The sequence below is a fragment of the Marivita sp. GX14005 genome, from assembly GCF_023370775.1.
Taxonomy (GTDB): Bacteria; Pseudomonadota; Alphaproteobacteria; order Rhodobacterales; family Rhodobacteraceae; genus Marivita.
On sequence record NZ_JAMCCQ010000004.1, the window covers coordinates 200,007 to 226,074 of the forward strand.

General features: G+C 67.0%; 24 protein-coding genes and 1 pseudogene. 9 read left to right on the forward strand and 16 right to left on the reverse strand.

The annotated features are described in order from the left end of the window. Positions 1–7: 7 nt before the first annotated feature. The 7 genes from pstA to M3465_RS13030 form a co-directional block, all read right to left on the reverse strand. Positions 8–1,345, reverse strand: coding sequence for a phosphate ABC transporter permease PstA (pstA, locus tag M3465_RS12995; RefSeq protein WP_249502192.1), 1,338 nt, complete (start codon positions 1,343–1,345; stop codon positions 8–10). Continuing rightward, entirely contained in the window at positions 1,342–2,526 is a 1,185-nt protein-coding gene (gene pstC / locus M3465_RS13000) for a phosphate ABC transporter permease subunit PstC (protein ID WP_249502193.1), read from the reverse strand. The genes pstA and pstC overlap by 4 nt, the downstream gene beginning before the upstream one ends. Positions 2,527–2,593: 67 nt before the next feature. Beyond that, positions 2,594–3,613, reverse strand: a complete 1,020-nt coding sequence (locus M3465_RS13005; RefSeq protein ID WP_249502194.1) for a substrate-binding domain-containing protein — start codon at positions 3,611–3,613, stop codon at positions 2,594–2,596. 122 nt (positions 3,614–3,735) lie between these two features. Further along, the gene (locus M3465_RS13010) at positions 3,736–4,794 is read right to left on the reverse strand and encodes an ATP-binding protein (protein WP_249502195.1); all 1,059 of its coding nucleotides are present in this window, start codon (positions 4,792–4,794) and stop codon (positions 3,736–3,738) included. A gap of 66 nt (positions 4,795–4,860) precedes the next feature. Continuing rightward, entirely contained in the window at positions 4,861–5,079 is a 219-nt protein-coding gene (locus M3465_RS13020) for a hypothetical protein (RefSeq protein WP_249502196.1), read from the reverse strand. Then, positions 5,076–5,303, reverse strand: coding sequence for a ribbon-helix-helix protein, CopG family (locus M3465_RS13025; protein ID WP_249502197.1), 228 nt, complete (start codon positions 5,301–5,303; stop codon positions 5,076–5,078). The genes M3465_RS13020 and M3465_RS13025 overlap by 4 nt, the downstream gene beginning before the upstream one ends. After that, positions 5,300–5,731, reverse strand: coding sequence for a putative toxin-antitoxin system toxin component, PIN family (locus M3465_RS13030; RefSeq protein ID WP_249502198.1), 432 nt, complete (start codon positions 5,729–5,731; stop codon positions 5,300–5,302). Before M3465_RS13030 ends, M3465_RS13025 begins: the two co-directional genes overlap by 4 nt. A gap of 582 nt (positions 5,732–6,313) precedes the next feature. On the opposite strand from M3465_RS13030, the gene M3465_RS13035 reads away from it, so the two are divergent. From M3465_RS13035 to cas2, 3 genes and pseudogenes are all read left to right on the forward strand, one after another. After that, on the forward strand, positions 6,314–8,224 hold the full coding sequence (locus tag M3465_RS13035) for a hypothetical protein (RefSeq protein ID WP_249502199.1): 1,911 nt from the start codon (positions 6,314–6,316) through the stop codon (positions 8,222–8,224). 215 nt (positions 8,225–8,439) lie between these two features. After that, positions 8,440–9,171 (forward strand): annotated as a pseudogene (gene cas1, locus M3465_RS13040) (type II CRISPR-associated endonuclease Cas1); the annotation flags it as partial. Continuing rightward, entirely contained in the window at positions 9,164–9,508 is a 345-nt protein-coding gene (gene cas2 / locus M3465_RS13045; protein ID WP_249502201.1) for a CRISPR-associated endonuclease Cas2, read from the forward strand. The pseudogene cas1 and the gene cas2, both read left to right, overlap by 8 nt. A gap of 394 nt (positions 9,509–9,902) precedes the next feature. Here the strand turns inward: cas2 and M3465_RS13050 are convergent, their stop codons facing one another. Both M3465_RS13050 and M3465_RS13055 read right to left on the reverse strand, forming a co-directional pair. Further along, positions 9,903–11,018 carry a ParB/RepB/Spo0J family partition protein gene (locus M3465_RS13050; protein WP_249502202.1) on the reverse strand — a complete coding sequence of 372 codons (1,116 nt, stop codon included), beginning with the start codon at positions 11,016–11,018 and terminating at the stop codon, positions 9,903–9,905. A 46-nt stretch (positions 11,019–11,064) separates the two neighbouring features. Further along, positions 11,065–12,393: an AAA family ATPase gene (locus M3465_RS13055; RefSeq protein ID WP_249502203.1), complete on the reverse strand. Its 1,329-nt coding sequence runs from the start codon at positions 12,391–12,393 to the stop codon at positions 11,065–11,067. A gap of 497 nt (positions 12,394–12,890) precedes the next feature. Here M3465_RS13055 and M3465_RS13060 point away from each other — a divergent pair, with 497 nt between their 5' ends. From M3465_RS13060 to M3465_RS13080, 5 genes are all read left to right on the forward strand, one after another. After that, positions 12,891–13,577 (forward strand): helix-turn-helix domain-containing protein, encoded by a 687-nt coding sequence (locus M3465_RS13060; RefSeq protein ID WP_249502204.1) that lies wholly within the window; start codon positions 12,891–12,893, stop codon positions 13,575–13,577. 179 nt (positions 13,578–13,756) lie between these two features. Then, on the forward strand, positions 13,757–14,671 hold the full coding sequence (osmF, locus tag M3465_RS13065; RefSeq protein ID WP_249502205.1) for a glycine betaine ABC transporter substrate-binding protein OsmF: 915 nt from the start codon (positions 13,757–13,759) through the stop codon (positions 14,669–14,671). A gap of 17 nt (positions 14,672–14,688) precedes the next feature. Further along, positions 14,689–15,852 carry an ABC transporter permease gene (locus tag M3465_RS13070; RefSeq protein ID WP_249502206.1) on the forward strand — a complete coding sequence of 388 codons (1,164 nt, stop codon included), beginning with the start codon at positions 14,689–14,691 and terminating at the stop codon, positions 15,850–15,852. Beyond that, a complete protein-coding gene (locus M3465_RS13075; protein ID WP_249502207.1) occupies positions 15,849–16,784 on the forward strand; it encodes an ABC transporter ATP-binding protein in 936 nt (311 codons plus the stop codon). Before M3465_RS13070 ends, M3465_RS13075 begins: the two co-directional genes overlap by 4 nt. Then, positions 16,781–17,515: an ABC transporter permease gene (locus M3465_RS13080; RefSeq protein WP_249502208.1), complete on the forward strand. Its 735-nt coding sequence runs from the start codon at positions 16,781–16,783 to the stop codon at positions 17,513–17,515. The genes M3465_RS13075 and M3465_RS13080 overlap by 4 nt, the downstream gene beginning before the upstream one ends. 3 nt (positions 17,516–17,518) lie before the next feature. Here M3465_RS13080 and M3465_RS13085 read toward each other — a convergent pair whose 3' ends face one another. The 4 genes from M3465_RS13085 to M3465_RS13100 all read right to left on the reverse strand — a co-directional run bounded on the left by M3465_RS13085 (position 17,519) and on the right by M3465_RS13100 (position 21,519). Then, positions 17,519–18,325 (reverse strand): metallophosphoesterase family protein, encoded by an 807-nt coding sequence (locus M3465_RS13085; protein WP_249502209.1) that lies wholly within the window; start codon positions 18,323–18,325, stop codon positions 17,519–17,521. Then, complete coding sequence (locus tag M3465_RS13090) at positions 18,322–19,260, reverse strand: diacylglycerol/lipid kinase family protein (RefSeq protein ID WP_249502210.1); 939 nt, start codon at positions 19,258–19,260, stop codon at positions 18,322–18,324. The genes M3465_RS13085 and M3465_RS13090 overlap by 4 nt, the downstream gene beginning before the upstream one ends. A 78-nt stretch (positions 19,261–19,338) precedes the next feature. Continuing rightward, a complete protein-coding gene (locus M3465_RS13095) occupies positions 19,339–20,613 on the reverse strand; it encodes an NAD(P)/FAD-dependent oxidoreductase (RefSeq protein ID WP_249502211.1) in 1,275 nt (424 codons plus the stop codon). 27 nt (positions 20,614–20,640) lie between these two features. Next, positions 20,641–21,519 carry a DMT family transporter gene (locus M3465_RS13100; RefSeq protein WP_249502212.1) on the reverse strand — a complete coding sequence of 293 codons (879 nt, stop codon included), beginning with the start codon at positions 21,517–21,519 and terminating at the stop codon, positions 20,641–20,643. 98 nt (positions 21,520–21,617) lie between these two features. Between M3465_RS13100 and M3465_RS13105 the strand changes: the two genes are divergently transcribed. Then, entirely contained in the window at positions 21,618–22,346 is a 729-nt protein-coding gene (locus M3465_RS13105; RefSeq protein ID WP_249502213.1) for an endonuclease/exonuclease/phosphatase family protein, read from the forward strand. Here the strand turns inward: M3465_RS13105 and M3465_RS13110 are convergent. From M3465_RS13110 to M3465_RS13120, 3 genes are all read right to left on the reverse strand, one after another. Next, a complete protein-coding gene (locus M3465_RS13110) occupies positions 22,343–23,830 on the reverse strand; it encodes an OpgD/OpgG family glucan biosynthesis protein (protein ID WP_249502214.1) in 1,488 nt (495 codons plus the stop codon). The genes M3465_RS13105 and M3465_RS13110 overlap by 4 nt on opposite strands. After that, entirely contained in the window at positions 23,830–25,389 is a 1,560-nt protein-coding gene (gene mdoH, locus M3465_RS13115) for a glucans biosynthesis glucosyltransferase MdoH (RefSeq protein WP_249502215.1), read from the reverse strand. The genes M3465_RS13110 and mdoH overlap by 1 nt, the downstream gene beginning before the upstream one ends. Before the next feature lie 72 nt (positions 25,390–25,461). Then, the gene (locus M3465_RS13120; RefSeq protein WP_249502216.1) at positions 25,462–26,019 is read right to left on the reverse strand and encodes a cytochrome b; all 558 of its coding nucleotides are present in this window, start codon (positions 26,017–26,019) and stop codon (positions 25,462–25,464) included. Positions 26,020–26,068: the final 49 nt, after the last annotated feature.

Sequence of the window (26,068 nt, forward strand, 5' to 3'; positions counted from 1 at the left end):
GGTTCCTTTACCAACGGCGTTCGAAACGGCGGCGCAGCAGGATGGCCGCGGCGTTCATGACAAGTAGAAAGGCAAGCAGCACGATGATCGCGCCCGACGCGCGTTCGACAAAGGCCGGGTCGGCGCGCTGGGTCCAGTTGTAAATCTGCACTGGCAGGGCCGAGGCGGGATCGAAAAGCCCTTCGGGCGGCGCGGCGGGATATTCGCGCACGAAGGCGACCATGCCGATCAGCAAGAGCGGCGCGGTCTCCCCCAGCGCCTGCGCCAGTCCGAGGATCGTGCCGGTCAGGATGCCGGGCGCGGCCAGCGGCAGGACATGGTGAAACACCGCCTGCATCCGCGACGCGCCCAGCCCGAGCGCCGCTTCGCGGATCGAGGGCGGCACCGCCTTGAGGCTGGCGCGGGTGGCGATGATGATCGTCGGCAGGGTCATCAATGTCAGGACCAGCCCGCCCACCACGGGCGCCGATTGCGGCAGGCCCGCGAAATTGATGAAGATGGCCAGGCCCAGGATGCCGAAGACGATCGACGGGACGGCGGCGAGGTTGGCGATATTTACCTCGATCAGATCGGTCAGCCGGTTCTTCGGCGCAAATTCTTCCAGATAGATCGAAGCCGCCACGCCGATGGGCAGCGCCAGCGCCAGCACGATCAGCATCATGTAGGCCGAGCCGAGGATGGCGACCCCCAGCCCCGCCGCCTCGGGCCTCTGGTCGGACGCATCCGGCGCGGTCAGAAACGCGGCGTTGAAATCGAGCGACAGGAGGCCCCGTTCCATCATCGCATCGGCCAGCTGCAGTTGCGCGGGGGATACATTGCTGTCGAGCGCGGCCGATTCCGCCGTGACCCGGCCTTTCAGATAGCCGTCGATCCGGCCGTTGGCGAGAACCGACAGATCGATTGTCTCGCCGATCAGATCGGGGTTGGACAGCACCATGTCGCGCACCTGCGCGGCCGCCTCGCGTGAGATGATGCCGGATATGTCGTCGTCGGTCAGCCCGTCGATGGCGATGCCCGCCTGAGCCACGGCCTCGGCGAGGGCCTTGTCGATCACCTTGCCGTAGCCGATGGTCGTGACCTTCTTCATCACCTCGGTGTCGCGGGTGCCGGATTGGTCCAGCTCCGCTTCGCTCAGATGAATAGGAAGATGGATGTAGCTCTGGCGAAACGCGCCGAGGCCGGAGGTCAGGACCGAGGCCAGCAGCACCGCCAGCGCGGCGAGGCCGATCAGGATCGCGCCGAGGCCACAGGCGCGGAACCGGGCTTCGGCAGCATGGCGCCGCGCGGTGCGGTCGCCGCGTTTCAGCAGCGATTGCGCCGGTGCGGGACAGGAGATGTCGCTCATTCGTATTGCTCCCGGTATTTGCGCACGATGGCCAGCGCCAGCACGTTCAGGCAAAGCGTGATGGCGAACAACGTCAGCCCGAGGGCGAAGGCCACGAGGGTCTCGGGCGCGGCGAAATCGCTGTCGCCGGTCAACTGGCTGACGATCTTGACGGTGATGGTGGTCATCGCCTCGAACGGGTTGAGGCTGAGCTTCGCGGCGGCCCCGGCGCCAAGCACGACGATCATGGTCTCGCCGATGGCGCGGCTTGCGGCCAGCAGCACCGCGCCGACGATGCCGGGCAGCGCGGCGGGCAGGATCACCTGGCAGATCGTCTCGGAGCGCGTCGCGCCAAGGCCGAGCGAGCCGTCGCGCAGCGATTGCGGCACCTGGGCGATGATGTCGTCCGACAGCGACGACACGAACGGGATCAACATGATCCCCATGACGAGCCCCGCGGTCATCACCGACGAGCCGCTCGACCCCACCCCGAGCGGCTGCGCGAAGTAGTCACGCAAGAGCGGGCCGACGGTGATCAGCGCGAACAGGCCGTAGACGATGGTGGGGATGCCCGCGAGCACCTCGATGCCCGGCTTGACGATGGCGCGGAAGCGGCGGCTGGCATATTCGGCCATGTAGATCGCGGCGAAAAGCCCGACCGGCACCGCGAAGACGAGCGCGATGAAGCTGACATAGAGCGTACCCCAAAGCAGCGGCAGTATTCCCAGGTCGGAATTGCCCTGGAACCGCGGTGCCCAGGTGGTGGAGAGAAAGAAATCCCGCCAGCCGTACTGGGCAAAGAAATTCTGCGTCTCGAACAGCATCGACAGCACGATGCCCGCCGTGGTGGCGATGGCGACGCAGGCGGCGAGGACGAGCAGCACCAGCACACCGCGCTCCACCGTCCGGCGGGCGCGGAAATCGGGGGCGATCCGGCGCAGCGACCAGGCAAGGGCCGCCAGCGCCAATGCCACCACGGCGACGGTGCCCGCAGGCGTCAGCGGGGCCGCCATCGTCAGCAGGGCAAGCAGCGAAAGCGCGGGGACCAGCGTGAAAAGAACCGTGGCCCAGCCGTAGTGGCCTGGTAGGGAATGCAGCGCACGGATGTCGCCGCCGGCGCTGGCAAGGGCGCGCGCGCGGCCGAGCGCAAAGCCCAGGGCGGCGAGGATGAGCAGGGTCAACAGGGTCCAGATTGCGGACATGAGGCCTCCGGTGCGGCGGGTGCGGGCGACCCGGCCGGAACCGAGCCGCCCGGATTGGCGCGGCGGATCAGTTCATCAGCGCTTCATCGGCCAGCCCGGCCTGTGTGTCGGCCAGCTCCGGGTCGGGCACCAGCCCGTAATCGGCCAGCGGCCCGCCCGGCCCGGCGATATCGTCCGACACGAAGAATTCGGCATAGTCTTTCAGGCCGGGAACCATGCCGAGATGCGCCTGTTTCACGTAGAAATAGAGCGGCCGCGAGACCGGGTACTCGCCCGACGCGATGGTCTCGGTCGAGGGGACGACATCGTTCATGGTCGCAACCTGCAGTTTCGCGGTGTTGTTCTCGTAGAAGGACAGGCCGAACACGCCGATCCCGTCTGCGTTGCTGCCGATCCGGGCCAGCGTCTCGGTATAGTCGCCGTCGATCTCGACCGCGCGGCCATCGGTGCGCAGCGATGTGCAGAGCTTGCCCGCATCCGCGCCAAGGTTTTCCAGCGCGGCCGCGGCACCGCTGTCCTCGCAACCCTGTTCGATCACGCGCTCGTCGAAAACCTCGCGCGTGCCATGCTTGGTGCCGGGAACGAAGGCCATGATCTCCTGCGCGGGCAGATCGGGGTTCACGTCGCTCCACTTGGTCGCGGTGTTCGGAACCAGCTTGCCATCCACGACGACCTCGGCCGCCAGTGCCTTGTACCAATCGGCGGGGGTGAAGGCGAAGGAGGCGCTACCAATGTCGGAGGCGAACACGATGCCGTCATAGCCGATCCGCACCTCGATGATCTCCGTGACACCGGCAGCCGCGCAGACCGCCTTCTCGCTGTCCTTGATGCGGCGCGAGGCATTGGCGATATCGATGCTGTTCTCGCCCACGCCCTCGCAGAACCTCTTGAGGCCGGCCGAAGAGCCACCGGATTCGATCACCGGTGTGGGAAAGTCGGTGTTTTCGCCGAACAGTTCGGCGACGATGGTGGCATAGGGCAGCACGGTGGACGAACCGGCCACCTGCACCTGGTCGCGCGCAGCGGCGGCGGTGGCCGAGACGGCCAGGATGGCAAGGGCAGAGGTCGCAGGCGTCATGCGGGACATGGATCTTCTCCTGTTGTGTCGCGGCGGCTCGTCCGGGAACGATCCGCACCGCCGCTATAAGCGCCGGCTGCTACGGTTTTGCGACACTCATGTAACAGTTCCATGAAACCCGCCCGCGCAGGTCAGTTTCTCGGCAGGAAAACCGAGAAGCGCGCGCCCGTGCCCGGCGCGCTGCCGATGTCGAGCCGGCCGCGATGGCGGCTGACGATATGCTTGACGATGGCAAGGCCCAGCCCCGTGCCGCCCTTATCGCGCGAGCGGTGATCGTCGACGCGGTAGAACCGTTCGGTCAGGCGCGGCAGGTGCATCGGCTCGATCCCGTCGCCATCGTCGGTCACGTCGATGCGCAGCATCGCCTCATCGTTCGGGGCGTGGAGGGCGAGCGTGACACGGCTGCCCGCCGCGCCGTACTTGATCGCGTTCTCGATCAGGTTCTGCAATACCTGCATCAACTGGTCGGCATCGCCGGGGATGCGCGCCTGACGGTCCGTTCCCAGGATCTCGAGTTCAAGCCCCGCATCCACAGCGGCTGGTCGAAAACTGGCGGCAGCGGCATTAACCAACTCGGCCACATTGACAAGCGCGGTAGGCCGCTGCCGTTCCTGCGCCTCGACCTTCGACAGAGACAACAGATCGTCGACCAGCCGGCTCATCCGGCCTGCCTCACGCTCCATGATCGATAGAAAGCGGTCGCGGGCGGCCGGATCATCCCTCGCTGCGCCTTTCAGGGTCTCGATGAAGCCGACGAGCGTGGTCAGCGGCGTGCGCAATTCATGGCTGACATTGGCGACGAAATCGCGGCGGAACTGGCCGACAAGCTCCTGCTCGGTGATATCCTCGAAGGCACAAAGCGCGCCGCGCGCCTCACCCAATGGGACCGGCGAGACCGTGACCCGGTAGCTCACCTCGTGCGAGTGGCCGGGAATCACGTAAGGCGCCTCCGCGCGGGTGCCCGCCCGGAGCGCCGCCTCGATCGTAGCCAGAAGCGCGGGCTGGCGTAGGGCCAGGGCGTGATGGCGCCCGACCTGCCCGGGCCCCAGGATCGCCTCGCCCGCCGCGTTGGCGGCCAAAATCCTGTCATCCGCACCGACGAGGATAACGGGCAGCGGAATGCCGGACAGGATTGTCTGGATCAACCGGGCATCCAATTTATCCGCCTCCAACGCGGTTTCCGCCCACATCGATCAGCGGTGTGCCGTCCTCTTTCGCCATCGGACCGGGCGGGAGGCGCTCGAGCGGGTTCAGCATCATCTCGCTCGGACGGCAGAGCCGGATGAGATATCGCCGTAACCAAACGTCGCTGCGGCTTCGAACTGGCGCTCATCAAGTGCCGGGCGGATGGCATCCAAGGCTTCGCGCAGGTGATCCGATGCTTGCGCCACGCCGGCCGCGTCGCCGAGGATCATGTCATCGATCGCGCGCAGGTCTTCGGCGCGCGCATCCAGGATTGCTTCGACGTCGCTCATGATTGGCGCGCATCTTCCTGGTCGAGTCGATCCAGAAGACGCAGCCCCGCCTCGGGATCGCCTCTGGCGGCACGCGTCCGGAACCGCGTTTCAAGATCGAACTCGGTCAGGGCGCGGGTCGTCAGCTCCTCGATCACCTTGTTGACGCTCACGCCCCGCGTCTTGGCGAGCTGGCGCAGCCGTTCGTGCTGCGCATCGGGCAATCTGATGGTCATGACGCTCATGTTCGTGTCTCCCATGCTTTCAAGAAGTCTCCCGCCGTCCCGGTCTCTATATCGTCGAAAGGCAGCTCCGCGCGCCGCAGATCGCGCAGGATGGTTGTGACGATCCAGTCCGCGCCTCCGGCGACCGCCAGTTCGATCAGATGATCGTTGCCCGGATCGGGCAGGTTTTGCCGCCAGAGGTAATAGACCGGCGTCCAGGTGCTGACCGACATCAGGGCGTCGAACAGAGCCTCGCGCTCGGCGGCATCGAGCGCGGAACGCTGGAACAGTTCGTTGCGGGCCAGAACGCTCTCGTATTCCGCGAACAGGGCCGCACCGACAAGCGGCGACACCTGTCGTTCGAGGCAGAGGCGCAAGATGCGCCGTGATGCTCCGCCGTCCGACAAAAGAGCCGCAACGAGGATATTGGTGTCCAGAACAACGCGCATGATTTTAGATAGCACATATGCTATCTAATTTCTAGCGTACTCCTGTGTTCCGCGTCAGGCCCACATCCTGACCGCGATGTCCTGCTCTTCGCGGCCCTTGGCCCCTCGGCGCTTAACATTATGACCAATAGTGTTAGGACCGCGCGTTCCATAAACGAAACGAGGCGGGCCTCGGCCCGCCTCAACGTCGTGGATATTTCACCTTATCGCGGGAAAGACCACGAGGCTTCTTCTGCTAGAAGATGTACCGATCCTCCTCTACTCTCCACAAAGGGTCAAGGGGTTGAAGAGGTTGTGACATGCCCGTCCGGTTTACATTCGATCTGGGAACGACATCCATCGGTTGGGCGGTCTACGACCTCGACCCTGTGCTTTGGAAGACCGTTCACAAGGCCAGGGTGACCGGCCTGCGTCGGCCTCATCAAATCTGCCGCGCGCGCCCTTGTTGAAACGCTCACCGAAACCGGCCACGCCACCTATGGCGCCTATCTCTGGTCCCGTCTGAAGGCCGGAGAAGGCGTGCGGGTGCGTCCGCATGGTGACGGAGCCGAGAAACATTATGAGTTCTACCCGACGCGCGGAATGCTGGAGAACGAGTTCGATGCGATCTGGAATGAGCAGGCCCGGCATCACCCGGAGTTGACCGATGCGGTCCGCGACCGACTGCGCGAAACGATCTTCTACCAACGCCCACTCCGCCCCGTCGATCCCGGCCGCTGCACCTTCTTTCCCCAAAAGCCCCGCCTGCCCCGCTGGCATCCGGCGGCACAGGCCTTCCTGATCCTGCAACAGCTCGGCCACCTGCGGATCATCCGCGAAACCCACGAGGAACGTCTCGACCCCGACAAGCATCGCGTCCTGTTCGACGCGCTGAACGGCGGGCAGAAAATGACCTGGACGCAGGTCCGCAAGACGCTTGGCCTGACATCGCAGGACGACACCGCCGCCGCCGAAAAGGTGCGCCTGCCCGACGGCCATCTCCGCTTCTGCCGCGAGGCGACCGATGCGATGGTCGCCGAAATGCGCGCGGACGTCATCACCTACAACGAAGCCGTCGACCGCGCCCCGCTCCTCTCCGGCATCGATTTCACCGACAGTCGCCCGGAAAAAGGCGTCTGCATCTTACCCTACGACAACGAGCTGGATCATATGCTGTCACCCGGCGAGGCCGCCGAGCTTGGCATCTTCGATCAGGAGGCCATGATCGAGCGGACAAAACACCTGCCCCGCAACAAGGCCTGGCGCTTCCTGCCCGACGCGATGGAGGTCTTCGAGGAACAGAAAAGCTTCGAGGACCGGCAGCTCCACGCCACCGGCTATCTGGCCAAGGTCGTGCGGGGCTACGCCGAAACCCTCTTCGACAAACAGGACGTCGATGGGACGGAACGCCGCCATGTCTGGATGCTGCCGGGCCGCATGACCGCCCTGCTGCGCCACCGCTGGGGCCTGAACCTGGGCGATCACAACCGCAAAAATCGCGATGATCACCGCCACCACGCCATCGACGCCGCGGCGGTCGGCGTGATCGACCGCGGCATGATCGCCCGGTTGCAGAAGGCCGCCAAACAGCACGGCGCCAACGCCCTGCCCCGCGTCCTGCCCGCCCCGCCCGAACCGTTCCCGGGTTTTCGTGACGTCGTGATGGACGCCATCCGCGATGTCCGCGTCAGCCATCGTCCGCGGCATTCTTCGACGACCGCGAATGGGTCGAGGCCTTCAAGTCAGAACACGCCCGGTGCATTGCAGAAGGCGGGTCGCTATGGCCTTATCCGTGACCTGCCGGAAAATCAGGAGGCTCTGCTACACGCGAAAAAGGGCAAGACCGCCTATGTGAAGCGTGCCAACGTAGTCGACCTTTCGGCTTCGCAGATCCCTGTGGTGCGCGACCTTGCTCTACGGGCGCAGCTCAAAGAGGTTGCAGGAAAGGATGGCACGCTCGCAACCAACCTCGCCGAGTGGAGCACCGAAACCGGCGTCAAACGCGTTCGCCTGATCGAACCTTTATCGGGTCTTCGACCGCTCCACGACAGCTCAGGTCAGGTGTTCACCCATCTTCGCCGTGCCGAAATCGCCTATCTGGACATCCTGGAGGCACCGGACGGAAAGTGGTTCGCACATGATGTGGATGTCTGGGGGCTTTATCTCGATACGGTTCGGGATTGGCGCACCGCTTATCCCGATGCCAAATTCATCATGCGTCTATATAAGGGCGATACCATCCAACTGTTCGACTGGGACAAGGAACGGAAAGAGATTGTTTTCGGCGCCAACTCTATCAAAGTCGTCCGAAAGCTGAATAATTCTCCGGATAACAAGAACGTCGTCCTCTTCGGCTCGAATGAAGCCGGAGACTTGGAGAAGCGGCATAAAGACCCGGAGGACGATTTCGAATGGGATTGGCCGCCATTCAATAGGCTCAAGCTCCGGCGCGCCCGGCGCGTGCGGATCGACGAATTGGGGAAGGTGCACACCATACCGCATGGCAAGGTGTGACGTTTGCAGGTGACCTGTCGGGCCCGGTTCGGAGGGTTCGATGGTTGGACGGATACTGGAACTGGCGCGGGACAACACCGCCATTCACAAGTCACGCGGATTTTTGTCGGTGCGCCACGACGGCGCGGAAATCGGTAAGGCGGAGCTTGACGACATCGACGCCGTGCTGGTCTCGGGCCAGGGCCTGACCTGGTCCAACACCGCTTGCCCATCTCGCCGCGCAGAACGTGCCCGTCACCATCCTGGGGCCGAACTTCGCCCCGGTCGCCGTCGTCCTGCCGCTGAACGGCCATGGCGAACAGGGCTACCGCATGGCAGATCAGGCCGCCGCCCCCAAACCGCTCCGCAAACAGGTCTGGGCGCGGCTCGTCCGCCACAAGATCGCCGCCCAGGCCGCCGTGCTCGACCGCCTCGACCTGCCCTCGGAACGGCTGCACCGGCTGACCGCCGCCGTCCACTCCGGCGACCCCGCCAACCGCGAGGCGCAGGCCGCACAGGCCTACTGGCCGCTGCTGCTGGGCAAGGGCTCTCGCCGCGATACCAGGGCGGAAGGCACCAATGCCCTTCTCAACTATGGATATGCCGTCCTGCGCGCCGCGACCGCCCGCGCCATCGTCTCCGCCGGCCTGCACCCCTCGCTCTCGGTCCATCACCGCAGCGGCGGCGATGCGCTCGCCTTGGCCGATGACCTGATGGAACCCTTTCGACCAACCATCGACTTGACCGTCCACGCCCTGCTTCAGTCCGGCGTCACCTCCGCCGAAGACGGCCGCGCCGACCTCGTCGAAACTCTCATCGCGCCCTTTTCAACCGATCAGGGTCGCTCGCCACTCTCCCAGGTGCTGTTCCGGCTGGCCCAGGGCGTCGCCGCAAGTTTCACCGCCCGAAAGGCCGACCTCGCCTTCCCGCGACAGCCGATCCCCGAAGACGACCCCGCCGATGCCTGACCTTCCTGCCCTCTCGAAGTACAAGATCATGTGGATTTGGACCCTGTTCGACCTCCCCGTCCTGACGAAAACGGAGCGCCGCCGCGCCACGAGATTCCGGAACGGCTTGCTCGATCTCGGTTTCGGAATGGTGCAGTTTTCGGTATATCTGCGCCATGCCTACTCCAAGGAAAAAGCTGATGTTATCGCCGCCAAGGTCGGCGAGCTGGTCCCCCCGGCCGGTCACGTCCAGATACTGTTCTTCACGGACAGGCAATATCAGCTCACACAGAGTTTCCACGGTCGCGCCCGTAGCGGCCCCGAGCAAAAGAAACCCGATCAACTCACGTTATTTTAACAGATCGTGGCCCGTTTTTTCGACACGCCCGACAAGGAAATGCCCTGCGAACCAAGAGGTTACGCAGGGCCAGTTCTAGCAGAAAAAGCCTCGCAGCCAAACCCGGACATTTTTTCCTGCCACACCTCGATTGCCTCGGTTCTAGCAGAAAAAGCCTCGCGGCCCTGTGTTCCTGAGGTTTTCGCTATAAGTATGGTCGCGGCGCGATGCCGATCAGATCGGCTTGCAGATCGACGACAAGCTGCACCCCGTCCGGCCGAGTAAGATAGAATTTGTCAATTATATCAGTGCTTTAGAAGCGTAGACCTCGCGGTGTCGTCCACATCGGCATCGAGCTTGAGATCGTCCTTTCCGGCACAAGCGCCCTGCCCTTCCCCACGGGGAAGGTCGCCGCTTACGAGATGGCGTTCAGCAGCTTCACGATCCCCGCTTCCAGCTTGCGCCGCTCCACGCGGCTCAGATCGCGGTCGAGCTTCAGCGTCAACTGACCCACCCCGGCGGTGCATTTCACCCGCTCGCCCTCGTGCGAAAGATCGAACGTGGTGCGCGGACGGCGCGGCGGGGTGGTGGGCTGGCTGCCCCCCTGCCCTGCCCCGGCGGCCGGCCTGGGCGCGTTCGGCGCTTCCGGTGTGTCCGGGGCAGTGAAGGCGCGCAGGATCGCCAGTTCCTCACCGGCGCTGCGCGGCGCGCCGTCTTGCAATCGCGCCCTGAGCTCTGCGACGAGCGATGCATCTTCCTCCAGCCGCTTGAGAACCGCGAGACCTAGATTGCGCGGAATATCCTGCGAGAATTTCAGCGCCGGACCGAGCAGATCGAGCAGGCGCGAGAAGGCGCGGATATAGCTGCGCTTGTTGTAGGCGGCAGAGCGGAAAAGTTCCGTGACCGCATCGTCAACACTCGTCGGCGCGGTGTCGGGATCGGCGGCGTAGGCGCGCGCGACCGTCGCCATTTCGGCGAAGGACAGATCCCTGCGGACGAGGTTTTCATCGACCATGCGGCGATACATTCCGGCCAGGCCTTCCCCGTGGGGAAGGATGCCCGCCGGGATCGCGGCCCACTCATCAGACCCTGTTTCGGCGTATAGAGCCTTATATGCGCTCAGCCGCCGCCAACCCTGGATCAACTCGTAGCGGCCATCCTCGCGCTCCTCCACGCGGATCGGATTCGACAGCCCGACCTCCCGGATCGATGCGATCAACTCGCCCATGTCCGGGTCCGCGCCGGGCGCGCGATCGCGCACAAGGGCTTCGGTGACGACATCGCCCAACGGGATCAGACGGGACACCAGCCCCGCCCTCTTGAGCCCGACATATTCATGCGCCAGCGCGTCGTTCTCGGCGCGGATGCGAGCCTCGGCCTCGGCCCGACTGCTGAGCGCGCCCGCGTTTTCGGCGATCGCGCTGGCCATCGGAGACCGGCGCTGCGGCGCGGTGTCGGGCGCTTTGGGTGCCTCTGCGGGGGCCGGTTCCTCCGGCATCTCGATATCGAAAATGCGTCTTTTGCGGCTCATGCCTGCCTCCTCGTTTTCGGACCTTCCCCGCGGGGAAGATCGTGTCTCATGCTGCCGGGCTGTTGCCCTGCGCCTCTTCCTCGGACAGCGTGCGCCAGGCCGGCAGGAGCGTTGCGTGATACTCCGCCCAGGCCTGATCGAAGGTCGCCCGCGCCCGCCGCCATGTCTCGCGCGTCATGTCGCGATAGTCGATTTCGTAGACCGAACTCAGGAAGCGGTTGGATTGCTCGACCGCCCGTGTGGATTCGATCGGATGTTTGGCCAGCTTGTCGCCGAACACCTTTCCAAAGGCTTCATACATCGCGCGGTGCAGATCGTTGCCGCTCTCGAAGCGGGTGAGCAGGAAGCGGATGTCCTGGAACGTCTTGGGCAGCGTCATCTTCCCCGTGGGGAAGGCCCCCTCGAACCCGGCGGACAGATCCTCCAGCGCCTCGGAGAGCTGACCGATGAAGGAGGTGGTGCTGTCATATTCCCAGTAACCCGGCCCCGACGGGATGCAGAGCATGTCGGCGGCGAAGACTGCGTTCATGGACTGGTAACCGATGGCCGGCGGGCAATCGAAGAAGATCAGGTCCCATTCATCGTCCGGCAGCTGGTCGAGGTAACGCGACACGGCGGCGAAGAAGGACCATTCGGGATTGAGGTGCCGATACTGCGCGGAAGCGAATTCGACGAAGGCGGCATTGGCGCAGGAGGGGATGATGTCGATGGTCGGCCAGTTGGTCGGGCGGATGAAATCGAGGATGCGCAATTCCTGCAGGCCCAGGCCGCGCACGCTGTCGGGGATCGAGCGGCGGGGCAGGGCGGTGCCCGATTCGGCGGCGACGGGCGCGGCATTCATCCGGTCCGTCTCGCGCACCAGATCGCGGGCCATGATGCCCCAGACGGTCTGCTCCTCGCTCACATCGGTGAGGCCCATGGAATGCGACAGCGTTGCCTGAGGGTCGAAATCGACGACGAGAACGCGGTAGCCGTCGAGCGCGGCGGCATGGGCGAAATGCAGCGCGACGGTGGATTTGCCGGCGCCGCCCTTGAAATTCGCGATGGCGGAGCGGAAGGCGCGGCCCTTGGGGCGGGCGGGCATGAGCGTCTTGCCCTTCACCTTGATCTTGCGGCGCAGCGTGTTCACCTCCTCAAGCGAGAACCAGCGCTGCCGCCCCTCGGGTTCGACCTTCCCCGCGGGTAAGGTCGGATCGGCGACGAGCCGGCCGCGAAAGGTGGACTGGTTCATGCCCAGGATCAGCTCGCTCACCTCCCAAGAGGAAAAGCGGCGCAGGCTCTTCACCTTCTCGGGCGAAAAGGTCTGCTCCCTGATCCAGCCCTGCATCTTGAGCGAGCGTGCCTGTATCTCCCGAAGGTCTTCATGCGTAATCATCTAAATCACCGGACGCTATTTCTGTGCTTTTTCTCAATTACGCCGAATTTGGCGTGTCTGTCCAGTGATGATACACTCGGGGCAAGGACGCACGAGCGGGGCCATGCGCAAGCGATACAAGGCCCGGCGGCGCGCTCTGGGCGGCACTGCCCGCGAATCGGACGCAGAGGACGGCACCGTGTTTCAGAGCCGCATTTGGGGGGACATCCGCCGACGCCCCACAAGCCGTTGAGGGGACATCACCCTCCGATAGGGGGACATGCAGGATGACCCCCAATACCATCTCCATACCGGTTTTCTTTTCGGGAATGGGACGGGAGATGGCTCCGGCGGCGCGAATCCTTGACAGAGGGGCGGTTTTCAACGCTAATCCGGGCAGGGCTCGGAAGAGCGTTGTGAAAAGATGAATCGGGCGACCGCAACAACAGCCCGAGCGCAACACCTCCGCACCCTGAGGTAGAGTGACCGCCGCGAGGCGAATCGTCGAGGTGGAGAGGATGCAACAGGCCAGACCGGTGGGCAGGACGGGTGCCGCCGTCAAATATGATATTCTGACCGCGCTCATGGCGCTGGCCTGCAACGACCGCGATGTCGATGGGCGGCTGGCGGCGCGACTGGTTCTGCTCATCACGGCGCGGTTCAACTGGCAACGCGGCAGTTTCGCCTGCGGCCAGCGCGAGATCGCGCGGATGTGGGGCGTGACCGAACGCACGGCGAAACGCGAACTGGCGGCGATGCGCGCGCGCGGCTGGATCACGCTGCGCCGTCCGGCGGCGCGGGGCCGGGTGGCCGAACATGCCATCGACCTCGATGAGGTTCTGCGCGCCACGCGGGCGCATTGGGCCGCTGTCGGCCCGGATTTCGTCGCCCGGATGGGCGCGGGGCGCGAGGAAACCCCCGCGGAGCCTGCGCCGGGCAATGTCGTGCCGTTCCGCGCGGGCGCGGCAGGGCAGGGGGGCGGTCTCTGGGCCTCGGCCTCTGCCCGGCTCGGCCGGTCCGATCCCGCGCTGCACGCCGCCTGGTTCGCGCCGCTCGTCGAAACCGGCTGTGAGGGCGGCAAGCTGACGCTCAAGGCGCCGAGCAAATTCGCCGCAAGCTACATCCAGACGCATCTGGCCGGTCGCCTGTTGGCGGCGGTGTCCTCGGAGAATTCGGGCATCACATGGGTCGATGTGACGGGGTAGGGGCCGCCTGCGGCGTGCGGCGCGCCGCCGCGGGAATATCATCTGCGGGTTTCGGCTGGCCGTCCGGCCCGGCTCCATCGGCCCGATCTCCTGATACGTTGTCAATGGAACAAACTTTGCTACGTTCGGTTTCATTCCGAAGCAAAGCCGCCCCGGCCATTCAAGGAGCTTGATCCGCTATGACATTTCGTATTCCCCTTGCCGCATTGGCCCTCGGTCTCGGCTCTTTCCTGTCTTCGGCGGCCTCTGCCGAGATAACCGTATCCTCCAAGATCGACACCGAAGGCGGTTTGCTCGGCAATATCATCGCGCTGGCGCTCGAGGATGCCGGCCTGCCGGTGGAGCGGCGCTTGCAACTGGGCGGCACGCAGGTCGTCCGCGAAGCGCTGCTGTCCGGGCAGATCGACATTTACCCCGAATATACCGGCAACGCCGCCTTCTTCTTCAACGAGGCCGACAGCGACACCTGGAAGGACGCCGAAGCGGCACATGCCCGCGCGGCCGAACTCGATTTCGAGCAGAACAACGTGGCGTGGCTCAAATCCGCGCCGGCCAACAACACCTGGGCGATCGCCGTGACCGGCCCGGTGGCGGAGGAGAACGGCCTTTCCACGATGTCCGATTTCGGTGCCTGGATCGCGGGTGGGGGCGATGTGACACTGGCGGCCTCGACGGAATTCGTCTCCTCGCCAGCGGTGCTTCCCGCGATGCAGGAAACCTACGGCTTCGAATTGTCACCCGATCAGACGGTGATCCTTTCGGGCGGCGACACCGCCGCGACGATCCAGGCGGCGGCGCGTGGCACGTCGGGCGTGAATGCCGCGATGGTCTATGGCACCGATGGCGGTGTCGGGGCCACCGGCCTCGTCGTGATGGAGGACGACAAGGGCGTGCAGCCGGTCTATGAGCCGGCCCCCATCGTCCGCGCCGAGGTTCTTGAGCAATACCCCTCGATCCCCGATGTGCTGAACCCGATCTTCGGCAATCTCGATATGGCGACGCTGCAAAAGCTCAACGGGCGCATCCAGGTGGGCGGTGAGCCGGCCGAAGCGGTGGCGCGCGATTACCTGACGCAAGCCGGGGTTCTGGACTGATCGCGGATACGGCATCCGTGACAGGTTGGGCGCGCGCCGGGGCCGGTCTATCGGCGCCGGGCGTGCTTTTCGCGCTGCTCGGTTGCGGGGCGCTTCTCGTGCCGTTCATGACGCTGGCGGCGAACCGGATCGTCGCGGGCGAGGGGGTCATGGTCTGGTCGCTCGATGGCCGGGCCGGGGCTTTGGCGGTGATCGCCGGGCTCGCGCTCGGCTTGCCGCTGCGCCCCGCGTGGCTCCGGCTCATCGGCGCGATGCTGGGACTTGCGGGGCTGCTCTGGCTGCTGGTGCAGGGGGCGCCCGGTTTGCTGGACGGGGCAGGGGAGTATGCGCGCGTCTCCCCGGCGGCGGGGTTCTGGTGCCTTCTGGTGGTGCTGATGCTGCTGATGGCCGATGCGCTGGCGCAAATGTCCCCCGGCGCGGCGATGCGCGGCGTGCTGCTTCTTGCGGTGGGCGGCGCGCTGGCGCTCATCCTCGGGTCGGGCGCTTTGTCGGACCTGTCGGTCATGCAGGAACATGCCGCGCGCCGCGATGCGTTCATGCGCGAGGCGGTCCGCCATCTGGGCCTCGCCTTCGGCTCGCTTGCCGCGGCGGCGCTGATCGGCTTTCCCCTGGGCGTCCTGTGCCATCGCCGCCCGGAGCTGCGCGGCACGGTCCTGCCGGTTCTGAGCTTTCTGCAGACGATCCCCTCGCTGGCGATGTTCGGGCTGATGATCCCGCTTCTCGGCTGGGTCGGCGATGCCGTTCCGGGCGCGCAGGCCATCGGGATCGCCGGGATCGGCTTTGCCCCGGCCTTTCTGGCGCTGGTGCTCTATTCGCTTCTGCCGGTGGTCGGGAACACCGTGGCCGGGCTTGCCGCCACGCCGCCCGCCGCGCTGGAGGCGGCGCGGGGGATGGGCATGACCGCCGGGCAGCGCCTCATCCGGGTCGAGCTTCCGCTGGGTCTGCCTGTCATCCTGACGGGTCTGCGGATCGTGCTGGTGCAGAATATCGGGCTGGCGGTGATCGCCGGGCTGATCGGGGGCGGCGGCTTTGGCACCTTCGTCTTTCAGGGGCTGAACCAGACGGCGACCGATCTGATCCTGCTCGGCGCCTTGCCGACCGTCGCGCTGGCGCTGTCGGCGGCCATCGCGATGGATATCCTCGTCGATCTGACACGCCGCACACCAAGGGATAGCCGATGATCGAGATCGACAGCATCACCAAGGTTTATAACGGGGAAAAGGCCGTCGATTCCGTTTCCATGACGGCCGAGACCGGGACGATCACCGTCATCGTCGGCACGTCCGGGTCAGGCAAGACGACGCTCTTGCGCATGATAAACCGGCTGGAGGAGCCAAGCTCCGGCGAGGTGCGGATTAACGGCGATTCCACGGCCGATGTAAAGCCGCATATCCTGCGCCGGCGGATCGGCTACGCCATTCAGGGGCATGGGCTTTTCCCCCATCACACGGTCGCGCGCAACATCGCTGCGGTGCCGGAGCTTCTGGATTGGCCGAAGGACAAGATACGCGAGCGCGTCGATGAATTGCTCGATCTCTTTTCGATGGAGCCGGATCAGTTCCGCGGCCGCTATCCGGCGGAATTGTCTGGCGGGCAGGCGCAGCGCGTCGGCGTGGCGCGGGCGCTGGCCTCGCGGCCCGATCTTCTGCTGATGGACGAGCCTTTCGGCGCGCTCGATCCGATCATCCGCACGCGCGCGCAGGAAGATTTGCGGCGCATCCAGAGGCGGCTGGGATCGACGATCATGCTGGTCACGCATGACATGGAAGAGGCGATCCGCCTTGGCGACCGCGTGGCGGTGATGGATGCGGGCAGGCTGGTGCAACATGCCAGCCCGGCCGAGATCATCGCCAACCCGGCGACGGAGTTCGTGGCCGACATGGTGGGCAATGTGGAACGCCCGCTGCGGCTCCTGTCGCTCATTCCGCTGTCGGAGATCGTCGAGGACGGCGCGGCGGAGGGCGAGGCGCTGCCCGCCGATGCCAGCCTGCGCGATGCGCTTTCGGCCTGTCTCTGGACGGGGCGCGAGGCAGTGCCGGTGGTGCAGGATGGCAGCGCTGTGGGATGCGCCACGCTCGCCGCGATCCGCGCGCGGGCGGAGGCGCATCGGTGAGCGTGGGGCGGGTTCTGCGCCCGGCGCTGATCGCGCTGCTGCTGGCGCTCGTGCTGCGCCCCGGTTGGTTCGAGCCGGTCTTCGCGCCGCTCGCGCCCGAGGGCGGGCCGGTGATCTACGAGCGCGCCTCGCTGCTGTCGCTCTCGCTCAGCCATCTGGGGCTTGTCGCCGCCGCGTCGCTGGTGGCCACCATCGTTGCCGTGGGGCTGGCGATCTTCGTTACGCGCCCGGCGGGGGCCGCCTTTCGCCCGCTCTCGCGCACCATCGCCAATATCGGCCAGACCTTCCCGCCCGTCGCGGTTCTGGCGCTCGCTGTGCCGGCGCTTGGCTTCGGGGCGGGGCCGACGCTGGTCGCGCTCTTTCTCTACGGGCTGCTGCCGATCTTCGAGAACGCGCTCACCGGCCTCTCGACCCTGCCGCCTGCCGTCACCGAAGCGGCGCGCGGCATCGGGCTGAGCCGCTGGCAACGGCTGTTGCGGGTGGAGCTTCCGCTTGCCCTGCCAGTGACGCTGACCGGCATCCGCCTTTCGGTGGTGATCGCGCTCGGCACGGCAACCATCGGCTCGACCGTCGCGGCGCGCACGCTGGGAGAGGTCATCATCGCGGGGCTTTTGACCAACAACACCGCCTATGTGCTGCAAGGCGGGCTGATTGTCGGGCTGTTCGCGGTGCTGATCTATGACGGGATGGTCCAGATCGAACAGCGGCTTGCCCGGCGGATGGGGGCGTGAGGCTCACTCGGCATGCTCCGACCAACCGGAGGCATCGGCGCGGAAGGTTCGCGCGTCGATGGCGGTGAAATCGGTGCCATCCTCGGTCGCGGCATAACGCGTGACCCGGATCGTGCCGCGTTCGATCTCTAGAAGGTTGAAATCGTTGGGCTCCCCCCGCTGGCGGGTGGAAAGCCCCGTTCCGGCATGCACCTGCAACACCGCCAGCCGGCCCGCCTTTTCCGCGAAAGGCTCCGCGCGCCAGCTGTGCAGATGGCCCGAGAGGATCGCATCGGTTTCCAGCAGCGCCAGCTCGGTCATCGCGCGCTCGGCGCCCCGCATCGGCTTCTTGCTATCGTTCGGCCCATGCTCCAGCGGGTGATGGGCCACGACGATCCGCGTGCGTTCGTCATCCGCCCCGGCAAAGGCCAGCTTGACGCGCGCCAGCGCCGCCGCGCCGAACTTGCCCGATTGATGCGCCAGCGGATTGACGGTGTTGACCCCCTGAACGACGATCTCGTCATCGGCGAATTGCGGGTTCAGATCGCGCCCGATCGCGCGCTTGTATTGCCGAAAGGGCCAGAGCAGCCGCGCGGCGAGGTTTTCCAGCGGCACGTCGTGATTGCCGGGCACGGCAAGCTGCGGCGCCTCGATCCGGGCGAGGAAATCGCGCGCTTCGGCGAATTGCGAGCGGCGCGCACGCTGCGTCAGATCGCCGGAAATCGCCACCAGATCGGGCGCCAGCGCGTTGACGCGCGAGACGAGCGGGGCCAGCAATTCGGGCCGGGCGCGGCCGAAATGCAGATCGGACAGGTGCACAAGTCGTCTCATCGCGTATCCCCCTGACGGTCATGCGGCACGATGACCTGAAGGGCATCCTCCACGACCTTCAGATCGAAGGGCGGCTGCATCCGCGTGCGTTCGCCGTCCCCGGCGACGTCATGCACCCGGCCTTGCGTTTCGATGGTGATGTGCCGCGCCGCGATCATTTTGAAGTCGACCTCGCGCTGCGCGCGCCCCATCGCCAGTTCGAGCGCATCGCGGATGATGCCCCAGCGCCCGTGATCGGGCGCCGCGAAAAGCGCGAGCCGCCCGGATGCGATCTCCTGCGCGCCTTGCAGGCCGATCCGGTCGAGCTGGAAGGCGTTGTTCAGGGCAAAGACGAGCGGTGTGCGGATGTCGTGGCGCGTGCCGTCGGCGGTGATGCGAAGCCGCATCGGGCGGCGCAGGCGCATCAGGGTGAGCAGCACCGACCAATAGGCCGCGAGCCGGCTGCGCCCCCACCGCGCATAGGTGTCCTCGCGCGTCTTGAGGATCGCCGGGTAGGCGCCGAGGCTGGCATTGTTGAGAAACACCCGGTCATTGATCGTGCCGACGCGCACCGGGCGGCGGACGCCATCGGCCAGAAGCCGCACCGCGCCGGGAATCTCCGTTGGAATGTCGAGCGAGCGGGCGAAATAGTTGAACGTGCCGAGCGGCAGGATGCCGAGCGGCGTGCCTTGCCCGCGCAACACCCCGGCGACGGCGGAAATCGTGCCATCCCCGCCCGCCGCGACGATCATCTCGAACCCGCCCCGCAAGGCACGCCTGGTCTCCGGGGCGATCTGCGATCCTTTCTCGATCACACGGATCTCGGCGGCAAGGCCGGTGTCGTCCATCGCCTCGCGGATGGCGCGCGCTTCGTCGTCGCCCTGCTTGCCCGATCCGGCATTGAACAGCACGCAGATGCGCGCCGCGCCCATGCCGGTTGAGGTGTGACTGTCCATCGCTGTCCTGCGCCTTGAGGTTGCCGTCTCATCGTCCAACGTGGCAGCGGGCGGGCCGTTCCAAGACGCGGGCGGCGCTCATCGGAACCGGCTCGGGCGATAGGGCGCAAGATCGACATTCACGGGCTGCCCGGTGACCAGATCGGCGACGATCCGCCCGGTCTTCGGGGCCATCATCAACCCGTGATGGCTATGCCCGAAGGCGGCGGTGAGTCCGGGAAACCCATCGAACCTACCGAGACAGGGCAGGCTGTCAGGCAGGCTGGGCCGCTGGCCGGACCATGTGGAATATGCCTGCCGGTTCAGCCCCGGCGCCAGCCTGCCGGCCAGCGTGACCAGACCGGCAAGGCGTTTGTCGTTGACCGGCGCATCGAGCCCGGCGAACTCCGCCGTGCCGGCGACGCGCAGCCCCTCTGCCATCGAGGAGGCGACGAATTTCATGTCCATATCCATGACCGAGTTGTGCAGTGTCACCCCCGGATCGGTGAAGCTGACGTGATAGCCGTGTTCGGCCTCAAGCGGCAGGCGGATGCCGAGCGGGCGCAAAAGCGCGGCGGACCAGACGCCCATCGCCAGAACGAGCTGCGGCGCGGCATGTGGGCCGCTTTCCGTGAGATAGGCCCAGCCGCCTTCCTCTTGCGGGCGGATGCTGCGCACCGTGCCGCGTTCGATCTCGCCGCCCATGCGGAGGAACTTTTTCGCCAGCACCTGACCGAGCCGCCCCGGCGAGAGCGTGCGCGCCTGCCCATGCAGGACGATGGCCGCTTCGAACTCGGGCGAGAGCGCGGGCTCCATCGCGCGCAGGGCCGCGCCGTCGATCCGTTCGATATCGGCCCCGGCGGCGCGGGGCAGGGCGGTGTCGAGCCCGTCCATCCGCGCATCGCGCGCGCGCCGGAAGGCGTGGATGAAACTGGCGTCCCGGATCAGCCCCTCATGCCCCGTGCCGGCGAGATGCTGGCGGTAGAGGGTGATGCCGTCGCGCGTAAGATGCTCCATTGCCGCCGAGATGGCGCGCACGCGGCTTTCGCGCCCGGCGGCCAGAAAGCGCAGCCCCCAGCCGGCAAGGCGCGGCAGATGGCCGGGGCGCACCGACACCGGCCCCAGCGGATCGATGAGCCAGCCCGGCACCTTCTTCCACAGCCCCGGCATGGAGTTGGGCAGGATCGAACCCGGAGAGATCACCCCTGCATTGCCGAAAGAGGTGGCCTGCGCCGGATCGCCCCGATCCACCAGCCGCACGCGCATGCCCCGTTCGGCCAGCGACAGCGCCGCGCAGATCCCCACGATCCCCGCGCCGAGCACGGCCACATCGACGGGCGCGGCACTGGTTGAGGATCGGTCTTTGCGAGCCATGCGAGAACTGCTCCCCTGACTGTCGGGCTACCGCACCCGGCTTTCGCGCCAGATGATGTAGATGCCGCTGCCGATGATGATCGCAGCGCCGACCCATGTCAGCGCGTCGGGCACCTCGTTCCAGACCAGATAGCCCAGCAACGTGGCCCAGATCAGCGCGGTATAATCGAAAGGCGCGACGACCACCGCTTCGGAAAAGCGGAACGCCTCGGTGATGAGCGTGATGCCGAGCGTGCCGGCGGCGGCGATGCCGATGAAGAGCCACAGATCGCCGGGCGCGACAGGCACCCAGATCCACACACTCGCGATCCCGGCAAGCACGCCCGCGGTGGCGGTCTGGAAGAACATCGTCGTCCAGACGCTTTCCTCCCTCGGAATCCAGCGCGCTGAGATCATCAGGATCGCGTAGAGAACCGCCGTTGCCACCGGAAAGAGCGAAGCGGGCTGGAACGTGCCGGTGCCGGGGCGCACGACGACGATGACGCCCATCAGCCCGATCAGCACCGCCGCCCATCGGCGCGGGCCGACCCGTTCGCGCAGAAAGAGCGCGGAGATCGCGGTGATGATGACGGGGGCGGCGAAGACCAGAACCGTGGCTTCGGCGAGGCCAAGGAATTTCAGCCCGGTGAAAAAGAGGACCGCCGCCAGCAGCCAGAGCGCGCCGCGCGCGAAATGGATGCCGGGCCTGCGCGTTCTGAGCGCGCCGCGCCCGCCGAGCCGAACCGCCATTGCGGCGGCGAAGGGCATGGCGATGAGGTTTCGCAGGAAGAGGATCTGCACCGGGGAATAATCGTCGGTCAGGTATTTGGCGAAGGCATCGTTGATCGCCAGAAAGGACGCGCCCGCGCACATCAGCGCGATCCCGCGCAGCGCGTTCGGGCCGGTCTCGATCTGGGGCATCGTCATGCGTTGCGTCCTCCCTCGTCTTGCTCAGATCACCCGGCGCGCCGAAAGGCAAGCGCGGGCCGGTTGCCTGCGCCGGGCCATGCGTTAGCTTGGCGGGAATGATCGAACTGTCCTGCATAAGCTGGAACATTCATCGCGGGCGGGGCGAGGACGGGCGGATCGATCCGGCGCGCACGGCGGATGTGCTTATCCGCGAGGTGCTGAGGCCCGGCACCGATCTGCTGATCCTGCAGGAAGCCGACGAGGAACAACCCCCGCATCGCGGCCTGCTCGATCTCGGGCGCATCGAGGCGCAAACGGGCCTGCGGCATCTGCATGGCGCGGATGGGCGCTGGGGCGGCGAAAGCCACGGGTTTCTCGGCACGGTGATGCTGGCCGCGCCGGGGCTGGAGATGGAGCGCATGGCGCTGGTGGACATGCCGGGCCATTGCCATCGCGGCGCGGTGGTGGCCGATCTTCGCAAGGCGGGCGCGCCGGTGCGGGTGATCGGCACGCATCTGTCGCTGGCGCAATGGCTTCGGGCGGCGCAGACGCGCACGCTGGGGCAGTATCTTTTCCGTTGTGCGGCGCGCCCGTTGGTGCTGTGCGGCGATCTCAACGAATGGCGGCCCTGGGGCGGGCTGGCCTTTTCGCGCGCGGTGACGGGGCAGGCGTTCAGCGGCCCGGCGCGGGCCACCTTCCCGGTGCGCTGGCCGGTCCTGCCGCTCGACCGGGTGCTGGGCGCGGGCGGCGCGCGGGTGCGCGAGACGCGCGTGCTGGACGGGACGGGCATCCGCATCGCCTCCGATCACCGGCCCCTTGCGGCGGTCGTCGAATTGCCGGGCTAGACGCCGCCATCGCGCGCCCGCGTCCAGCGGTGCAGCCAGACGGGGCTAACGGGCGTGCCATCATCGCCCCGTAGCTGCGCGCGCAGCTCGGTGCTCTCTGCGCCATCGGGGGTCAGCAGGAAACTGAGCCGCGTGCCGCGCCCCTCGGGCAGGGCGAAGAGGCTCGCGCCGGTGATCCGCGCGTCCGTGGCCGAGATCTCGGGCCGCATGTCCTGCGCCGCGCCGGCATAGTCGATCACGTAGCGGCGCGTTCCGGGGCGATGATGCTCGCGCCCGCTGCGGGTTTGCAGGATCGGGTGCGGCCCTGTCTCTGGCACCTCCAGCGTGAAGGTCAGCTCATAGGCGAAGCGGTATTCGCCGCCAGCGGAGAGCGGCGCGTCAGGACGCCAGAAGGCAACGATATTGTCCATGAATTCATCGCCCGTCGGGATCTCCACCAGCATCACCGCGCCGTGCCCCCAGTCGCCCTTGGGCCGCACGATGGCGTTCGGGCGGGCGTGGTAGAGCGCTTCGGGATCCTCGTAATCGGCAAAGCGCCGTGCGCTCTGGAGCAGGCCGAAACCCGACGGGCCGTCATCGACGAAGGCCGACTGTTGCAGCCGCGCCGGATTGCCGATCGGCCGCCAGAGCGTCTCGCCCGCGCCGTTGCGGATCATCAGCACGTCGCTGTCATGCACGCGGGGGCGGAAATCATCGCTCACCGAGGCGCGCAGCGGGCCGCGCAGATACATCGAGGTCAGCGGCGCGATGCCGATATCGGCGATCTCGCGGCGCGGCAGGATCGTTACGGTGACGTCACAGACCGTGTTCGCGCCGGGGTGCAGCACCATGTCGAGATGCCCGGCGAGCGACGCGCTGTCGATCACCGCCTCGATCCGCAGGCGGTCGCCCTCGGGCGGGTGCAGGCGGAGGCGGGTGAAGCGGGGAAATTCCTCGGGCTTCGCCCCGCCGGTGCCAAGCGCGACGGCGCGGGCCGATAGCCCGTAGGTCATTGCCTGTCCGATGGCGCGGAAATAGCTTGCGCCCTGCATCACCAGCACCTCGTCCATCCGCTCCGGGGCGTTCAGCGCATGGCGCAGGCGCAGCCCGGAAAACCCCGCGCCGGGGGCGGTTCGAGGCACAGCGTTGAAATAGCGCGGATCGAAGGCGAAAAGCGCCGGATCGAACGCGGTGGTGACGGGGCCGTTGCCGGTATCGCGTTCGATGATGACGGGATCGGGGAAGTAGAGCCCCGGCGGCAGCAGATCGACGGCAAAGCGCGCGCCATGCGGCAGCATCGCGGCGCGGCCGGGGATCGGGCGGATGCCGCGATAGGCGTTGTAGCTCAGCCCGGCAAAGGGCGGCGGCAGCGGGGCGGAGGCTTGCGCGTAGGGCGCGGCGGCCAGCGCGCGCGCCTCTTGCAGCAGCGTGGGCGTTTCGGCGCGCGCAGTGCGGGGCAGGGCGGCGAGCGCTGCCGCACCGGCCAGGAACCCGCGCCGCCGCATCACGCAGGCGCGTCCAGCGCGCCGATCAGCCAGGGCGCGGCGCAAAGCGGCACGGCCAAGGGCAGCGTCCAGAGCGCCGCCGCGCCGCCGGAACCGAAGGCGGCGAGCGCCAGAAGCGCGCCGCCTGCCGCCGCCTCGGGCAAGCCGCGCGGCAGCGCCCGGCGCGGGGCGCTTGCGCGTTTCCAGCCGCAATCGCGCCCAAGGCAGACCGCTGCCACCGCACCGGCCTGCCGCAGCATCACCAGCGGCGCGATCACGCTCGACAACGCCAATTCGCCCGCCGCCGCCCGCATCACGCGCACCCTGCGCCGCCATGTCCGCGCGCGCGGCAGCCAGAAGGCCAGCGCGCAGAACTTGGGCAGAAGCAGAACAAACGCGACCAGCGCCAGCGGCCAGAGGCTCGCCGTCTGCACCGCGCCGCTGGCCATCAGCGCCACCAGCGCCAGCCAGACCGGCGCGGCGAGATAGCCGAGGATGCCGGAGGCGAGGTGCAGACGGCTGAGCGGATGCAGACCCGGCTCGGCGATGAGGCGCAGATGTTGAAGGTTGCCCTGACACCAGCGCCGGTCGCGCTTGTGAAAGGCGGCGAGCGTTTGCGGCGCGTCCTCGGCGCTGCCCGCCGGGTCGGGATCGAGCCTGACATCCCACCCGGCGCGGCGTATCCACGCGGCTTCGATGAAATCATGACTGAGCGGCGCGCCGCCAAAGGGGGCAGGGCCGGAGAGCTTCGGTAGATCGGCGGCGCTGCGGAAGGCGGCGGTGCGCAGCAGCGCGTTATGCCCCCAGTAATTGCCGCTCCGGCCCGACCACGCGGCGAACCCGCGCCCGAAATTGCGCCCCATCAGCCGCGCGGAGAGGCGCTGGTGCCGCCCGAGACGGCTTTGCCCCGGCCGGAGCGCGATTCCGGCTTGCAAAAGCCCGAGCGCGGGGCGCTGTTCCATCGTCCAGATCATCTGCCGGATGCGCCGCGCCGACATGCGGCTGTCGGCGTCGAGCACGAGCATGTAGCGGAACGCATCGCCGTGCTCGGCCAGCCAATCGGCGATATTGCCCGGCTTGCGCCCGGCGTTGCGCGCCCGCCTGCGATAGGTCAGCCCATCGCCCGCAAGCGGGGCGAAGGCGGCCTCTTCGGCGGCGACATGCGGGCCGGACGTGTCCGACAGGACGAAGATATGCGTTCGCGCGCCCAGCCCGGCGGCGCGGAGGCGTTCGCCAAGCCGGGGAAGCCATGCCGCCAGCGGCTCGGGCGGCTCGTTGCAGAGCGTGACGAGGATCGCCGCCCGGCCTTGGGGGCGCCATGCGGCGGGGGGCGTTTCGCGCGCGGCGGGCGGCGCGAGCAGCCCGACAAGCGCCGTCGCCGCGCCGCCAGAGATCCAGAGCGCGGCCAAGCCGACGAGCGCCAGCGCGGCCAGCGCGGGCAGGCTCCAGGCTGTCACGGACGCGGCGAAAGCCAGCGTGAGCGCGAGCGCGATTGCGGCGGTCAGCGCCAGAAAGCCCAGCCGCGCCGCGTGGCGCGGACGGGCAATGGCGCGTGGCTGGAGCGTTTCGGCAAGCGTCATTTCGGGCAGGCGGCCTTTTTTGCGGAACGGATGCGCCAGCAGCTATGGCAAACCCGGCGCGATGCAACAGAATCAGCGCGTTCGGGCGCCGAAGGGGGGCCACATGCGCGAAAAGACGCCGTCGCGGCGCAGCAGCCCGTGCTGCGCGGCGGCACCGATATGCACAGCGAGCAGCGCGGCGATGGCGATGCCGCCGTAGTAATGCAGCGTCTTCGCGGTCTCCGCCAGCGGATCGGAGCGCGGCACGAGCGGCGGCAGGCCGAGCGCGTCGAGGCTTTCGATCGGAAACCCGCCGGCCTTCACGCGGATATAGCCCGCGATCGGCATGAGGATCAGCAGCGCGTAGAGCGCGACGTGAGACAGGCTTGCGGCCATGCGCTGCCAGCCGGGAATATTTGCGGGCAGCGGGGCGGGTGGATGGCGCAATCGGTAGGCGGCGCGGATCAGGACCAGCAGCAGAAGCAACACGCCGACATTCTTGTGAAAGAGGAAGAGCGCGTTCTGAAGCGGGCGGCCGATGCCGTCCTGTATCATCACGAATCCGGCCGGGATCGTCGCAAGCACCAAAAGCGCCATGCCCCAATGCAGCAGGCGCGCGGGCAGCCGATACTGAAAACTGGCCCCGGTCATGCCATGCAGGATAGCCCCGCCCCGCCGCAAATCAAGCCATGGCGCATGG